12 protein-coding genes are annotated in these 13,999 nt (G+C 70.7%); 5 read left to right on the forward strand and 7 right to left on the reverse strand.

The genetic code is table 11. The features are described from left to right. Positions 1 to 24: 24 nt before the first annotated feature. A complete protein-coding gene (locus tag ACFXJ8_RS32005) occupies positions 25 to 1,854 on the reverse strand; it encodes an AMP-dependent synthetase/ligase (protein WP_379647716.1) in 1,830 nt (609 codons plus the stop codon). 150 nt (positions 1,855 to 2,004) lie between these two features. Between ACFXJ8_RS32005 and ACFXJ8_RS32010 the strand changes: the two genes are divergently transcribed. Continuing rightward, complete coding sequence (locus ACFXJ8_RS32010; RefSeq protein WP_379647717.1) at positions 2,005 to 3,492, forward strand: peptide MFS transporter; 1,488 nt, start codon at positions 2,005 to 2,007, stop codon at positions 3,490 to 3,492. Positions 3,493 to 3,505: 13 nt separating this feature from the next. Further along, a complete protein-coding gene (locus ACFXJ8_RS32015; protein ID WP_379647718.1) occupies positions 3,506 to 4,120 on the forward strand; it encodes a trimeric intracellular cation channel family protein in 615 nt (204 codons plus the stop codon). Between the two features lie 7 nt (positions 4,121 to 4,127). Here the strand turns inward: ACFXJ8_RS32015 and ACFXJ8_RS32020 are convergent, their stop codons facing one another. Beyond that, entirely contained in the window at positions 4,128 to 5,561 is a 1,434-nt protein-coding gene (locus ACFXJ8_RS32020; RefSeq protein ID WP_379647719.1) for a PLP-dependent aminotransferase family protein, read from the reverse strand. 63 nt (positions 5,562 to 5,624) lie between these two features. On the opposite strand from ACFXJ8_RS32020, the gene ACFXJ8_RS32025 reads away from it, so the two are divergent. Beyond that, the gene (locus ACFXJ8_RS32025) at positions 5,625 to 6,230 is read left to right on the forward strand and encodes a YitT family protein (RefSeq protein WP_379647720.1); all 606 of its coding nucleotides are present in this window, start codon (positions 5,625 to 5,627) and stop codon (positions 6,228 to 6,230) included. Positions 6,231 to 6,286: 56 nt separating this feature from the next. Continuing rightward, positions 6,287 to 8,041 (forward strand): glycoside hydrolase family 15 protein, encoded by a 1,755-nt coding sequence (locus tag ACFXJ8_RS32030; RefSeq protein ID WP_379647721.1) that lies wholly within the window; start codon positions 6,287 to 6,289, stop codon positions 8,039 to 8,041. A gap of 11 nt (positions 8,042 to 8,052) precedes the next feature. Here ACFXJ8_RS32030 and ACFXJ8_RS32035 read toward each other — a convergent pair whose 3' ends face one another. Both ACFXJ8_RS32035 and ACFXJ8_RS32040 read right to left on the reverse strand, forming a co-directional pair. Further along, a complete protein-coding gene (locus tag ACFXJ8_RS32035; protein ID WP_379647722.1) occupies positions 8,053 to 8,922 on the reverse strand; it encodes a hypothetical protein in 870 nt (289 codons plus the stop codon). A 42-nt stretch (positions 8,923 to 8,964) separates the two neighbouring features. Continuing rightward, the gene (locus ACFXJ8_RS32040) at positions 8,965 to 9,906 is read right to left on the reverse strand and encodes an LD-carboxypeptidase (protein WP_379647723.1); all 942 of its coding nucleotides are present in this window, start codon (positions 9,904 to 9,906) and stop codon (positions 8,965 to 8,967) included. Positions 9,907 to 9,936: 30 nt separating this feature from the next. Here ACFXJ8_RS32040 and ACFXJ8_RS32045 point away from each other — a divergent pair, with 30 nt between their 5' ends. Continuing rightward, complete coding sequence (locus tag ACFXJ8_RS32045) at positions 9,937 to 10,815, forward strand: sulfotransferase family protein (RefSeq protein WP_379647724.1); 879 nt, start codon at positions 9,937 to 9,939, stop codon at positions 10,813 to 10,815. A gap of 7 nt (positions 10,816 to 10,822) precedes the next feature. Here ACFXJ8_RS32045 and ACFXJ8_RS32050 read toward each other — a convergent pair whose 3' ends face one another. The 3 genes from ACFXJ8_RS32050 to ACFXJ8_RS32060 all read right to left on the reverse strand — a co-directional run bounded on the left by ACFXJ8_RS32050 (position 10,823) and on the right by ACFXJ8_RS32060 (position 13,956). Further along, on the reverse strand, positions 10,823 to 12,712 hold the full coding sequence (locus tag ACFXJ8_RS32050) for an ABC transporter ATP-binding protein (protein ID WP_379647725.1): 1,890 nt from the start codon (positions 12,710 to 12,712) through the stop codon (positions 10,823 to 10,825). Between the two features lie 40 nt (positions 12,713 to 12,752). Next, positions 12,753 to 13,562 (reverse strand): enoyl-CoA hydratase/isomerase family protein, encoded by an 810-nt coding sequence (locus tag ACFXJ8_RS32055; protein ID WP_379647726.1) that lies wholly within the window; start codon positions 13,560 to 13,562, stop codon positions 12,753 to 12,755. Positions 13,563 to 13,740: 178 nt separating this feature from the next. Further along, a complete protein-coding gene (locus tag ACFXJ8_RS32060; protein ID WP_020547488.1) occupies positions 13,741 to 13,956 on the reverse strand; it encodes a helix-turn-helix domain-containing protein in 216 nt (71 codons plus the stop codon). Positions 13,957 to 13,999: the final 43 nt, after the last annotated feature.

Raw genomic sequence — 13,999 nt, forward strand, 5'->3', positions numbered from 1 at the left:
CACACGCCCCTGTTGGCAAAGGTGTCACCCGGTGTAGAGGCCCTCGATCACTTCGGCGTACTTCGCGTGGATGACCCGCCGCTTGAGCTTCAGGCTCGGGGTGAGCTCGGCGGTCTCGGCCGTCCATTCCACCGGCAGCAACGCCCACTTCTTGACCTGCTGGACCCTGGCCAGCTTCGCGTTGGCCGCCTCGACTGCCGCCTCGACCGCCTTGACCACGTCGGGATGCTCGGCCAGCTCGGCCATCGAGGTGAACGTGATGCCCTGGGCCTGCGCCCAGCCGGGGGCCACCTCGCCGTCGAGGGTGAGGATGGCTACAGGGAAGGGCCTGTTGTCGCCGTAGGCGAGCGCCTGGCCGATGAGCGGATGCTCCTTGAGGTGGTTCTCGATCGCGGCGGGCGAGATGTTCTCGCCGCCGGCGGTGATGATGAGCTCCTTCTTGCGGTCGACGACCCTGAAGAAGCCGTCGTCGTCGACGGTGCCGATGTCGCCGGTGTGCAGCCAGCCGTCCTCGTCGATCAGCTCCTGCGCCGCCCTGCCGAGGTAGCCGCCGGTGTTGAGCGGGCTGCGGGTGAGGATCTCGCCGTCCTCGGCGATGCGCACCTCGACGCCGGGTTCGGGCCTGCCGACCGAGCCGAGCTTGTAGCAGGCGGGGCTGTTGGCGGTGAAGGCGCCGGTGGTCTCGGTCATGCCGTAGACGTCGATGACGCGCAGGCCGAGCCCAGCGAAGAAGCCCTGCACCTCGGCGGGGAGCGGGGCCGCGCCGGTGGCGGTCCATTCGGCGCGGTCGAAGCCGATCATCGCGCGCACGACTGACAGCAGCGCGGCGTCGGCGGCCTCGTAGGCGGCCAGGATCTCGGGGGTGACGGTGTTGCCGTACTGGCCGGCCTCGACGTAGGCGCGGCCGGCGGCCATGGCCTGCCGTACCTTGTCCTGCTGTTCCTCGGGCTGGCCGGCCAGCAGCGCCTGGAGCTTGGCCATCATCTTCTCCCACACCCGGGGCACGCCGAAGAACATCATCGGCCGCACCTGGCCGAGCGTGGCGCCGAGGTTTGCCAGGTCGGTGCAGAAGTGGACGTGGGAGACCTTGGTCAGCGGCAGGTAGAGGCTGAGGACGCGCTCGGCGATGTGGGCGTAGGTGAGGTAGGAGATCTGGGTGCCCTGCATGGGCAGGGCGGTCATGCGGTCGGTGGCGGCGCACTCGTAGAAGGCGTTGGCGTGGGTGAGCGGCACGCCCTTGGGCATGCCGGTGGTGCCCGACGTGTAGAGGACGGTGAGCACGTCGCCGGCGGTGACCGCGCGCCAGCGGGCCTCGACGGCGGCGGGGTCGGCGGCGAGCCTGGCCCGGCCGAGCTCGAGGAAGTCGGCCCAGCTCAGGAAGCGGTCGGAGGTCGGCGCGCCGTCCAGCACGATGATCTTGCGGAGCTCCGGCAGCCGGTCGAGCACGGGCTCCCAGCGGGCCACGTCGGCCGCGCCGCCGAGGACGGCGTACTTGGCGGCCACGTCGTCGGCGACGAAGGCGATCTGGTCAGGGGCGAAGGTCGAGTAGACCGAGCAGGGCATGCCGCCGGCGTGGACCGCGCCGAGGTCGGCCAGCACGTGCTCGCTGCGGTTGACCATCATCAGCGCCACCGCCTCGCCCGGCTCCAGGCCGAGCGCGACGAATCCGGCGGCGATCTCCAGCACCCGCTGCCTGGCCTGGCCGTAGGTCAGGGTGCTCCAGCCGCCGTCCACGGGGTCGGAGTAGGCGGGCGAGTCGGGATACCGTTCGGCGATCTGCTGGAGCTGCTCACATACCGTACGGCCGGCGATCTCCCGCAGGATCTCGGCCTGTACCTCAAGGACATCGGCCACGACGCGCGCCCTCCCAGTCAGTGCTCACTTGCACGAGTGGCATGCATCGCATCACACGCCGTCACCCCGGGCAAGACCTGGACAGGGCACAGGAACGCGACGTGACGTACAGTTGTCGATCATATGCGGACAGTGTCGTCGGGGGGCGGTATGAGGGCGACGGACAAGACCTTTTTCGGACATCCCTGGGGCCTGGCCACGCTGTTCGGCACCGAGATGTGGGAGCGCTTCAGCTTCTACGGCATGCGCGCCATCCTGGCCGCCTTCCTCATGGCCCCCGCCATCCGCAACGGCCTGGGCCTGCCCGAGACCACGGCGTACGCGATCCTCGGCGTCTACCAGGGCATGGTCTACCTGACGGCGCTGCCCGGCGGCTGGGTGGCCGACCGGCTGCTGGGCGCGCGCAAGGCCGTCCTGCTGGGCGGCTTCATCATCATGTGCGGCCACATCAGCATGGCGCTGCCGGTGAAGGGGCCGCTGTTCGTCTACCTCGGCCTCCTGCTCATCGTCTCCGGCACCGGCCTGCTCAAGCCGAACGTCTCCGGCATGGTCGGCTACCTCTACCGGGAGGACGAGGACGCCCGGCGCGACTCGGGCTTCTCGCTGTTCTACATGGGCATCAACATCGGCGCGCTCGCCGGCATCAGCCTGACCCCCGTGCTGGCCGGCGACACGAACTGGCACCTGGCCTTCGGCGCCGCGGCCGTGGGCATGGCGCTCGGCCTGATCTGGTACGTCCTGGGCAGGCCGAGCCTGCACGGCGCGGGCGAGCGGGTGCCACAGCCGCTGACCCCGCCCGAGCGGCGCCTGGCCGTCAGGTGGGTGCTCATCGGCGTGGCCGCGCTCGTGGTCCTCGCCCTGCTGCTGTCGGTGACGGGCCTGTTCACCGAGGACGGCGTCACCTGGACGGTGACCGCGATCATCGCCCTGGTCACGGTCTTCTACCTGTCCTACATCATCCACGGCGGCCACGGCATCACACCGCAGGAACGGCGCAGGTTCGGCGCCTACATCTGGCTCTTCTGCGCCGCCGTCGTCTTCTGGATGATCTTCGACCTGGCTCCGGGGCCGGTCACCGCCTTCGCGCAGAAGAGCGTCGACCTGACCTTTTTCGGCTTCACGATCCCGGCCGGCTGGACGCAGAACTTCAACTCGCTGTTCGTCATCGTCTTCTCGCCGATCTTCGCGGCGATCTGGCTGACCAGGTGGGGCAGCAGGGTGAGCAGCCCGATGAAGTTCGCCTTCGCCCTGTTCATGGCGGGCCTGAGCTTCGTCGTGCTGGCCACGGCCGCCAACGTCGCCGCCGGCGGGATCAGGGTGTCCATCCTGTGGCTGGTGGTGATGTACCTCCTGCAGACGATCGGCGAGCTGACGCTGAGCCCCGTGGGTCTGTCGGTCTCGACCAAGCTCGCCCCCCACCACTTCAAGGGCCAGATCCTGGGCGTGTGGTTCCTGGCCGCCGCTCTCGGCGACGCCATCGGCGGCCAGACCTTCCGGCTGACCCACTTCCTCTCCCTCACCCAGTACTACCTGGTGCTGGCGGCGATCGCGCTGGTGGCGGGACTGTTCCTGCTGATGTTCGTGCGCAGGCTCAAGGCGATCATGGCCGAGGGGGACGTGGCTCCGGCCGGGCCCTGACACACTAATCGTCGTGTCTGAACTGCTGGATCTCGTCGGAATCTTCGTCTTCGCCCTGACCGGCGCCCTGATGGGCGTCCGCAAACGTCTCGACGTCGTGGGCATGGCGGTGCTGGCGTCGATGACGGCGCTGGGCGGCGGGATCATGCGCGACCTGGTTCTCAACGTGCCGCCCGCCGCCTTCCAGAGCCTCGGGTACGTGCTGACGCCCGTCGCCGCGACGGCGATCGTCTTCTTCTGGCACCCGCAGGTCACCCGCATCATGCCGGTCCTGCTGGTGCTGGACGCGGCGGGTCTCGGCCTGTTCTGCGCGGTCGGCACGGAGAAGGCGCTGCTGTACGACCTGTCGCCGCTGCACGCGGCGCTGCTCGGCGTCACCACGGCCGTCGGCGGCGGCGTGCTGCGCGACATGCTGGCCGGTGAGATCCCCACCCTGCTCTACGACCGCCAGCTCTACGCCGTGCCCGCGATGCTCGGCTCGGCCGCGATGGCCGCGCTGTTCGAGCTGGACCTGCACGGCTGGCCCGCCGTGCTGGCCTCGGCCGTGCTGGCTTTCGGGCTGCGCATCCTGGCCATGAAGTACGGCTGGCGGGCCCCGTTGGCCTCCGGCGTCAAACCCTCCGACTGAGCGGGCCTCACACCATCCGCATGAGCGGGTCAGCCGGGCGGGAGCCGACGGGGCCGGTGTCCCTGGCCATGGCCAGCCGGGCGACCGCCTCGGTGATGACCTGCGGCGGCTGGGTGAAGGGCAGGCGCAGGTAGCCCTCGAGGGTGCCGCCCACGCCGAACCAGGGACCTGGCGCCAGGCGCACGCCGTGGCAGGCGGCGCTCTCGGCGAGCGGGGTCGCGCCCTCGCCCGCCAGCCGTACCCACAGGGTGCCGCCGCCGCGCGGCACGGTGAAGCTCCACTCGGGCAGATGCTCGCGCAGCGCGCTCACCAGCGCCGCGCGGGAGGTGGCCAGGGATCGGCGGCGCTCGGCGCGCGTCTGCTCGATGCGGTCGAACAGTCCGGCGACGACGAGTTGGTCGAGCACGGGGCTGGCGATGTCGACCGCGGAGCGGTGCACGGCCAGGGCGCGCGCCATCGCGGCGGTGGTGCGGATCCAGCCGATGCGCAGCCCGCCCCACCACAGCTTGGAGGCCGAGCCGATGGTGATGACCCTGCTGTCGGTGTCGAAGGCGGCCATCGGCGCCATCCTGGGCGCCTCGTCGATCGCCAGCTCCGCCCAGGTCTCGTCGACCAGGAGCGTGGTGTCCAGGCGTCTGGCGTGGCCGACGACGGCGGCGCGGGTGGCGTCGTCCATGAGCGCGCCGGTCGGGTTCTGGAAGTCGGGCATGAGGTAGGCCAGGCGGGCGGCGGACTGGCGCATGGCGCTGGCCAGCAGGTCGAGCTGCCAGCCCTCGGCCGAGACGCCGACGGGCACGACGCGGGCCATCCGGTGGCGGGCGGCGTCGATGGCGTGGGGGTAGGTGGGCGACTCGACGATGACGGGGTCGCCGGCGCTGACGAGCAGGCCCATGACGAGCTGGAGGGCGTGCTGGGAGCCGGTGGTGACCAGGACCTGCTCGGGGCGGGTGGCCAGGCCCCTGGCGGTGTAGTGGGCGGCGATGCGCTCGCGCAGCTCGGGCAGGCCCATCGGGTCGTAGCCGGCGCCCATGGCGTACCTGGGCAGGTCCTGGACGGCCTCGGCCACCGCCTCCGACAGCATCGCGGTGGCCGGTGAGGCGGCGCAGTGCATCTGCAGCAGCCCGTCGTCGTCGACCGCAAGCCACGGGTTGTCGGCGCACACCGAGGGGTCGGGCAGCGCCGTCCAGCTTCCCGCGCCCTGGCGGCTGTCGAGGTAGCCCTGCTCGCGCAGCAGGTCGTAGGCGGCCGTCACGGTCGTGCGGCTGACGCCGAGCTGCTCGGCCAGGTGCCGTTCGGCGGGCATGCGCATGCGCACCGGCACCCTGCCGTCGCGCACCAGACCGCGCACGGCCTGGGCCAGCGCCCGGTAGAGCGGCCGGGCCGAGCGGTCGACGTCGAGGAGCCGGCCGAGCTGCTGAGCGGACAGGCGACGTTCCGGCATAAGGCCACTTTCGCTGATTGGCCCTTTTGGCGCAAGCCATTGGCCTGGATGATTAAGACCATTATGAGCGAAGTTTCCGTTCCTTCCCTGGGTTCCCTGCCGTCCCGCCTGTTCCGCCTCTACGGCGGCCTGGCCCTGTACGGCACCGGCATCGGCCTCCAGATCGAGTCGAGCCTCGGCAACGACCCGTGGGACGCCTTCCACGAGGGTCTGGCCGTCAGGACCGGACTGTCGATCGGCACCTGGATCATCCTGGTGGGCGCGCTGGTCATGGTGCTGTGGATCCCGCTGCGGCAGAAGCCGGGCATCGGCACGATCAGCAACATCGTCTTCCTCGGCCTGTTCGCCGACGCGGCGCTGTTCCTGCTGCCGACACCGGGCCACTGGGCTCTGGCGTGGGTCTACCTGCTGGTCGCGATCGCGGCCGTGGCCCTGGCGACCGTCCTGTACATCGGCGCGGGGATGGGGCCTGGCCCGCGCGACGGCATCATGACGGGCCTGATCAGGCTCGGGCTTTCGGTGCGGCTGTCCCGCTTCCTCATCGAGATCACCGTCGTGGCGGTCGGCTGGCTGCTCGGCGGCACCGTCGGCGTCGGCACGCTGCTGTTCGCCGTGGCGATCGGCCCGCTCACGCAGCTGTTCGCCCGGCGCTTCCCACTCCCCGCATAAGGCGCATCTCCCGCGAAATCTCCTTCGATGGTCGCTGGTCGCTGTAGCGTCGGATCATGCGGATCGAGGACTACGCCCTCATCGGGGACATGCAGTCGGCGGCGCTGGTGGGCCGCGACGGATCGATCGACTGGCTCTGCCTTCCGAGGTTCGACTCGCCGGCGTGCTTCGCGGCGCTGCTCGGCAAGGAGAGCAACGGTCACTGGTGGCTCGGCCCCACCGGCCGGCCGGTCGCCGACCGGCGCCGCTACCGGGGCGAGACGCTGATCCTGGAGACCGAGTACGACACGCCCACGGGCACGGTCAGGGTGATCGACTTCATGCCGCCCCGCGACCGCAATCCCGACGTGGTGCGCATCGTCGAGGGCGTGTCCGGCACGGTGGAGATGTCCACCCAGATCAGGATCCGCTTCGACTACGGGAGGATCGTCCCCTGGGTGCGCCGCAGCGACGGCCACCTGCAGGCGGTCGGCGGCCCCGACTCCGTATGGCTGCACTCCCCCGTTCCGCTCAAGGGCGGCGACTACGCCCACCGCGCCACCTTCCCCGTCAAGGCGGGCGAGCGCCTGTCGTTCGTCTTCACCTGGAACCCCTCCCACGAGCCGATGCCGCGCCTGATCTCGCCCGACGAGCACCTCGTGCAGACCGAGGAGCTGTGGGACGAGTGGGTGAGCCAGTGCACCTACAAGGGTCCGTGGCGGGAGGCGGTGGTCCGCTCGCTGATCACGCTGAAGGCGCTGACCTACTCCCCCACGGGCGGCATCGTGGCCGCGCCGACCACCTCCCTGCCCGAGGACCTGGGCGGCGTGCGCAACTGGGACTACCGCTTCTGCTGGCTGCGCGACGCCACCATGACGCTCGACGCGCTCGTCGGCTCCGGCTACCTCGACGAGGCCGCCTCCTGGCGCGCGTGGCTGCTGCGCGCCATCGCGGGCAGACCCCAGGACCTGCAGATCATGTACGGCGTGGCCGGCGAGCGCCGCCTGCCCGAGATGGAGCTCGGCTGGCTCGACGGCTACGAGGACTCCCGCCCCGTGCGCATCGGCAACGGCGCGGTCAACCAGCTGCAGCTCGACGTCTACGGCGAGGTGATGAACTGCCTGTACTCCTCGCGCACCTCCGGGCTGGCCCCCGACGACCGGGCGTGGTCGATCCAGCGGGAGTTGCTCGGCTACGTGGAGGAGCACTGGGACGAGCCCGACGAGGGCCTGTGGGAGGTGCGCGGCCCCCGCAGGCACTTCACGCACTCCAAGGTGATGTGCTGGGTGGCGGTGGACCGGGCCATCAGGCAGGTGGAGAACTTCGGCCGCACCGGGCCCGTCGAGCGGTGGCGCGAGGTGCGTGACCGCATCCACGAGGAGGTCTGCGCGAAGGGCTACGACGAGACGCGCAACACCTTCACCCAGTCCTACGGCTCCTACGAGGTCGACGCGGCGCTGCTGCTGATGCCGATCGTCGGCTTCCTGCCGGTGGACGACCCCAGGGTGGCCGGCACGGTGGCGGCGATCGAGCGGGAGCTGCTCACCGACGGGTTCGTGCTGCGCTATCCGGTCGCCGCCGACAACGACGTCGACGGCCTGCCGGGTGGCGAGGGCGCGTTCCTGGCGTGCAGCTTCTGGCTGGTGGAGGTGATGGCCATGCAGGGCCGTACCGACGAGGCGTGTGCGCTGTTCGACCGGCTGCTGACGCTGCGCAACGACGTGGGGCTGCTATCGGAGGAGTACGACCCCCGCTACGGCCGCCTGGTCGGCAACTTCCCGCAGGCCTTCTCCCACGTTCCGCTCGTCCACGCCGCCCGGGCGCTGAGCTAGAGAGGTCGGGGTCAGGCGGCCAGGCGGGCCAGGACTCTGGCGAACTCGGGGGGCGGGGCGACCACGAGCCTGGTCTGGCCGTCCTGCAGCACGATGTCGGCGCGGATCAGGGTCAGCCGGCTCGCGTGCCACCAGTAGACCTGCTGGCTGAGGCCGTCCGCGCGCTCGGCGTGGACGCGCAGCCGCTCGATGGCGCGCACGACGCCGATGCCGTCGACCGGGTAGAGCACCAGCGTGGCGGGGTCGGGCAGGATGACGAGCACGCCGTCCTCCGGCACGGTGACGTACTGCGCGAGCCAGCGCAGGTGCGCGGCCGCGGCCACGGTACGGCCCGACAGCCGCCAGACCTGCAGCCCGGCCAGGTCGAGGTGGGAGAGGGTCAGCCGCTCGTCCTGCCGCACGTTGGCCAGCGCCAGGTCGAGCGCCTGGCCGGAGGGGATGGGCCAGCAGCCGGCCTCCTCGGGGCGGACGAAACGGGCTCCGACGGTGAGCAGTTCGACCAGGTCGCCGTTGAGCGAGCGGCCGACGACCCTGGTGAGGTCGTCAACGGCGTCGACCGACTCGACCCTGGTGCGCAGCAGCGGCTTGATCTGAGCGAGGTCGCACACGTCGAGCAGGTCGTCGGCGGCGGCGACCGCGTTGGCCAGGTGCTCCGACACCAGCACGGGCCAGTCCTCGCGGGAGCGGCGGCCCGCCTCGCGGCGCAGGCCTGCCAGCCGTACCCGGATCTCTCTGCCGCCGCCGAGGGTCAGTGAGCCGCCGTCGCGCGCGAACTCGCAGGTGTAGCCGAGGGAGTCGGCGACGAGCGCGAGCAGAGAGTCGAGGTCGATCTCCTCGACAGATCTCCGGGAGGGCTCCCGGTCGCGCCTGAAGAACTTCACGCGTCCCCGCCTCCGGAATCGTTGGTTTTCTCCCTATGCGTCTTACATTGCCTGCTCCGCCGCGCCAAGCAGACCAGTAAGGGAGCACGATTCGGTATCGATAACACCAAGCGATCCGAGCCACACAGACCTCTGTGGTGTGCCGTGTCCCACTGTCAACCCCGCGATGACAGGGACCCCGAGCGGCACCAGCCGCTCGGCGAGCACCGGGTAGGGATCGCCGCATTCCACCCATGATCCGAGCGCGATGCCGCGCACGCCGTCGAGGGCGCCGGACTGCAGGAGCTGGGTGAGCATCCGGTCGATCCGGTACGGCTGCTCGCCGATGTCCTCCAGCAGCACGAGCCGGTCGGCGAACGACGGCTGGTAGCGCGTGCCGCACAGCGAGGCCAGCAGCGACAGGTTGCCACCGGCGAGCACGCCCTCCGCGCGCCCCTCGCGCAGCACCCTGTCGCCCGTGACGGGCGGGGACTGGCCGGACAGCGCGGCCCGCAGATGCTCCCACGTCGCCGGCTCGGGTTCCTCCTCGAAGGTGAGCGGGCGGCAGGCGGGCATCGGGCCGTGCAGCGTGGGCAGGCCCAGCTCGACGTTGAAGACGTGGTGCAGGGCGGTGATGTCGCTGGAGCCGAGCAGGATCTTGGGGCCTGCCGCGCGCATGGCGTGCCAGTCGAGCAGGTCGAGGATCCTGGCCGCGCCGTACCCGCCGCGTGAGCAGAAGACGGCCGAGACGGCCGGGTCGCACCAGGCCGCCTGCAGGTCGGCGGCGCGGTCGGCGTCGCAGCCCGCGAGGTAGCCCTGCCGGTCGAGGACGTGCGGGCCGAGCACGACCTTCAGCCCCAGCCCTTCCAGCAGCTTCACCCCTCGATGCAGCAGCGCCGCGTTCGGTGGGCCGGACGGCGAGACGATGGCCACGGTGTCATCCGCGCGCAGGCGGAGAGGTCTGGAAACGGTGTCGGCGGATGTTGGCGTGGCCGGTTCGTTCACCTCGCAAACGGTGTCACACTTAACCGACGTATGCGACCTCCGCCCCACATTCTTGTGGTCAACGGCATCAAGGTCCGCAGGCCGGTGTTCCTGCTCGGAGCCCCGCATTCCGGCGCGGACCTGCTGGCGCGTGCTCTGAAGCGCTCGCCCGGTTTTCACCTGACGATGGGCCGCCAGTCGGTGGCGCAGGTGGTGCACGCTTTCGCCCGCCGTCCCTCCATCGGGCGCAGCTCGGGCGCGGTCAGGGTGCTGCGCGACTCGCTCGCCGAGTCGTGGCAGGTGCTGCCGGGCTCGTGCGGCCAGTGCGCGGCGCCGTGCAGGGAGGCGGGCGGCGTGACGGGCGGCGGGCCCTGCGTCGCCACGGCCACCGTGACCCGCTTCGGCGACGCCAGCCCCGACCTGCTCTACAGCGCCGAGGTCCTGCTGCAGGCCTTTCCCGACGCCCGGTTCGTGCAGCTGATCCGCGACGGCCGCGACGTGACCTGCGACATGGCCGCCGACCCCGCCTGCCTGGCCTGGTTCAAGCCGTCGATGCTGACCGACGACACCGAGTTCCCCAACGCCTTCCTCGGGGTCAACCGTGACGAGCACCGCGAACGGTGGAAGAGCATGCCGACGGCGGGCAAGTGCGCGCTGCGCTGGCGCAGCGCGGTGCGGCTCAGCGCCACGCTGCGCAGGCAGCTGCCGGCCGAGCAGTTGCTGACCGTCCGCTACGAGGACCTGCTCCACTCCACCGGCGAGAGCGTCGCCTCGCTGTCGAGCTTCCTCGAGACGCGGGTGTCCAAGGTCGCCCTGTACGGCACGCGCGTCCCCGAGGTCGGGGTGTGGCGCACCCGGCTGCGTGCCGAGGACCGCGAGCTGGTGGAGAAGGTGGCGCGCGAGGAGCTGACCAGGCTCGGCTACGCGTGAGGAGCCGTCAGGCCCGCTCGTCGGGCGCCTCGGCGGCGAACTGGGTGCGGTAGAGCTCGGCGTAGGCGCCGCCGCGCGCCAGCAGTTCCTCGTGCCTGCCGCGCTCGGCGATCCTGCCGTCCTGGACGACGAGGATCTCGTCGGCCTCGCGGATCGTCGACAGCCGGTGCGCGATGACCAGCGAGGTGCGCCCGGCCAGCGCCGTCTTCAGCGCCTGCTGCACCGCCGCCTCCGACTCGGAGTCGAGGTGCGCGGTGGCCTCGTCGAGCACGACGACGCTGGGCGCCTTCAGCAGCAGCCTGGCCAGCGCGAGCCGTTGCTTCTCCCCTCCAGACAGGCGGTAGCCGCGGTCGCCGACGACGGTGTCGAGCCGGTCGGGCAGGCCTTCGATCAGGTCGGCGATCTGCGCGGCGCGCAGCGCCTCCCAGATCTCCTCGTCGTCGGCCTCGGGCCTGGCGTAGCGCAGGTTGGCGCCGATGGTGTCGTGGAAGAGGTGGGCGTCCTGCATGACGACGCCCACGGTGTCGCGGATGGAGGCGAGCGTGGCGTCGCGCACGTCGAGCCCGTTCAGCCGCACCGTGCCCTCGCCGACGTCGTACAGGCGTGAGACGAGCGAGGTGATGGTGGTCTTGCCCGCGCCCGAGGGGCCGACGAGCGCGACGAGCTGCCCCGGGCGCGCGGTGAAGGAGACGCCCTTGAGCACCGGCTGCGAGGGCCCGGTGTCCTGCCTGGCCACCGACTCGAGGGAGGCCAGCGAGACCTCCTCCGCCGCGGGGTAGCGGAAGTGCACGTCGTCGAACTCGATCGTCACGGGGCCCGGGGTGACGGGCCTGGCGGCCGGCTTCTCGGCGACCATCGGCTCGAGGTCGAGCACCTCGAAGACGCGGTCGAAGCTGACCAGCGCGGTCATCACGTCGACGTGGACGTTCGACAGCGAGGTCAGCGGGCCGTACAGGCGCATCAGCAGGGCGGCGAGGGCGACCAGCGTGCCGAGCTCGAAGACGTCGCGCACGGCCAGCACGCCGCCGATGCCGTAGACCAGAGCCGTGGCCAGGGCGGCGACCAGGCCGAGCGCGACCCTGAAGACGGTGCTGTACATGCCCACGGTGACGCCCACGTCGCGCACCCGCGCCGCCCGCCCGCCGAAGGTGTCGGCCTCCTCCTCCGGCCTGCCGTACAGCTTGGCGACCATGGCGCCGGCCACGTTGAAGCGCTCGGTCATCACCGAGCTCATCTCGGCGTCGAGCCGCATCTGCTCGCGCGTGAGCGCCGACATCCGCCGCCCCACCCACTTGGCGGGGAAGATGAAAATGGGCAGCAGCACCAGGGCGATCAGCGTGACCTGCCACGACAGCACCAGCATCGCGCCGAGCACCAGGACCAGGCTGATGACGTTGGCGACGACCGAGGACAGCGTGCTGGTCAGCGCCCGCTGCGCGCCGATGACGTCGGTGTTGAGCCTGGAGACCAGCGCGCCGGTCTGGGCGCGCATGAAGAAGGCCACCGGCATGCGCTGCACGTGGTCGAAGACCTCGGTGCGCAGGTTGTAGATGAGGCCCTCGCCGATGCGGGCGGAAAACCACCGCTGGGCCAGCGTCAGGCCCGCGTCGAGCGCGGCCAGCACCGCGATCGCGACCGCCAGGCTCACGACGACGTCGGGCCGCTTGGGCAGGATGCCGTCGTCGATGACGGCCTTCATCAGCAGCGGGTTGGCGACCACGATGACCGCGCCCGCGACCACCAGCACCAGGAAGGCGGTGATCAGACCGCCGAAGGGGCGGCCGTAGCCCGCGATGCGCCTGACCGTGCCGGGGCGAAGCCGCTGCTTCATGACCGAGTCGTCACGCCGCAGCGACCGCATCGTCTGGGGCCCGAAGCCCCCACCCATCATCGCCATCGCCCATCACAGCCCCGGCCGGCCGCCGCTGATTCCCTTGTCAGCTACCGGCGAACAACGCCTTGATCCTGGCCTTCTGTTCGGCCCGTTCGGCCGCCGCCTGCTCCTCCAGGGTGCGCCCCCTCGCGCCCTGGAGCAGCCGCTTGGTGGCCGTCGCCGCGTCGCGGTTGGTCGAAAGCAGCCCGGCCGTCTTCTCCTGTACGGCCTGCGCCAGCTCTTGCCTGCTGACGACGCGTTCGGCCAGTCCGATCCTGAACGCCTCCTCGGCGTCCACGACCCTGGCCGTCAGACAGATGTCGATCGCCTTCGCCGTGCCGACCAGGTCGACGAGGGGCTTGGTCCCCGTCAGGTCGGGCACGAGTCCGAGGGCGGGTTCCTTCATGCAGAACTTGACGTCGTCGGCCACGATCCGCAGGTCACAGGCGAGCGCCAGTTGGAATCCGGCGCCGATGGCGTGACCGTGAACCGCGGCGATGGAGACGATCTCCGGACGGCGTAGCCACAGGAAACCCTGCTGGGCCTGTTCGATTCGCTGCTCGAAAGGCTTCTCGTCGAGTTGTGCCACCGAGCTGAACGAGCCCTGTCCCGGCACCCCCTCGGGTGTGAACATCCGCAGGTCGATCCCTGCTGAGAAGGACGGTCCCTCACCTTGGACCACGACGATACGAACCTGCTCAGGCAGGTCGTCACCGATTCGAGCCAGAGCCGACCAGGTAGCGAACGTCTGTGCGTTCCGCTTGTCCGGCCGATCCAGCGTGATCGTCGCGATCTCACCGTCCACCTCGTAGCGCAGTCCGGCCTCCTCGTAGGAGACGTCTGCCGCACTCCCCCCAAGCGTCGCTTCCGCCATCGCTCACTCCCGCGTGGTCACGGGTCGCTCGCCCGCCCTTTCGGGGCGAGTTCGCTCCCTCGCTGGTCCGTCGCGCCCGAGCCTACCGATTCCCCAGAATGAGGTTCTAGTAGGGTCGGGCGCGACGGCACGCTGACTGGGAGACGAGCGGCTGCGGTCGCGCGTATCCGAGGCGGCCTCAGCGCTTGGACTTGCCTCGGGTGGCCCCGCCGCGTCCGCGCAGAGTCACACCGGACTCGCTGAGGATGCGGTGGATGAACCCGTACGACCGGCCGGTCGAAGCGGCCAGGGCGCGGATGCTCTCACCCGCGGCGTAGCGCTTCTTGAGATCGCCGGCCAGTTTCTCACGGTCGGCCCCGGTCACCCGGGTGCCTTTCTTCAGAGTCTCGGCCACGAGTACCTCCTGTAGTGCCAGACTTCCGCAGCGTTACTCCGCC

It is taken from the genome of Nonomuraea sp. NPDC059194 (genome assembly GCF_042754765.1).
GTDB lineage: Bacteria > Actinomycetota > Actinomycetes > Streptosporangiales > Streptosporangiaceae > Nonomuraea.

Coding starts and splice junctions, on each gene's coding strand:
- ACFXJ8_RS32010 (WP_379647717.1), top strand. CDS start 2,005: ATGAGGGCGACGGACAAGACCTTTTTCGGACATCCCTGGGGCCTGGCC.
- ACFXJ8_RS32020 (WP_379647719.1), bottom strand. CDS start 5,561: ATGCCGGAACGTCGCCTGTCCGCTCAGCAGCTCGGCCGGCTCCTCGAC.
- ACFXJ8_RS32025 (WP_379647720.1), top strand. CDS start 5,625: ATGAGCGAAGTTTCCGTTCCTTCCCTGGGTTCCCTGCCGTCCCGCCTG.
- ACFXJ8_RS32030 (WP_379647721.1), top strand. CDS start 6,287: ATGCGGATCGAGGACTACGCCCTCATCGGGGACATGCAGTCGGCGGCG.
- ACFXJ8_RS32045 (WP_379647724.1), top strand. CDS start 9,937: ATGCGACCTCCGCCCCACATTCTTGTGGTCAACGGCATCAAGGTCCGC.
- ACFXJ8_RS32050 (WP_379647725.1), bottom strand. CDS start 12,712: ATGGCGATGATGGGTGGGGGCTTCGGGCCCCAGACGATGCGGTCGCTG.
- ACFXJ8_RS32055 (WP_379647726.1), bottom strand. CDS start 13,562: ATGGCGGAAGCGACGCTTGGGGGGAGTGCGGCAGACGTCTCCTACGAG.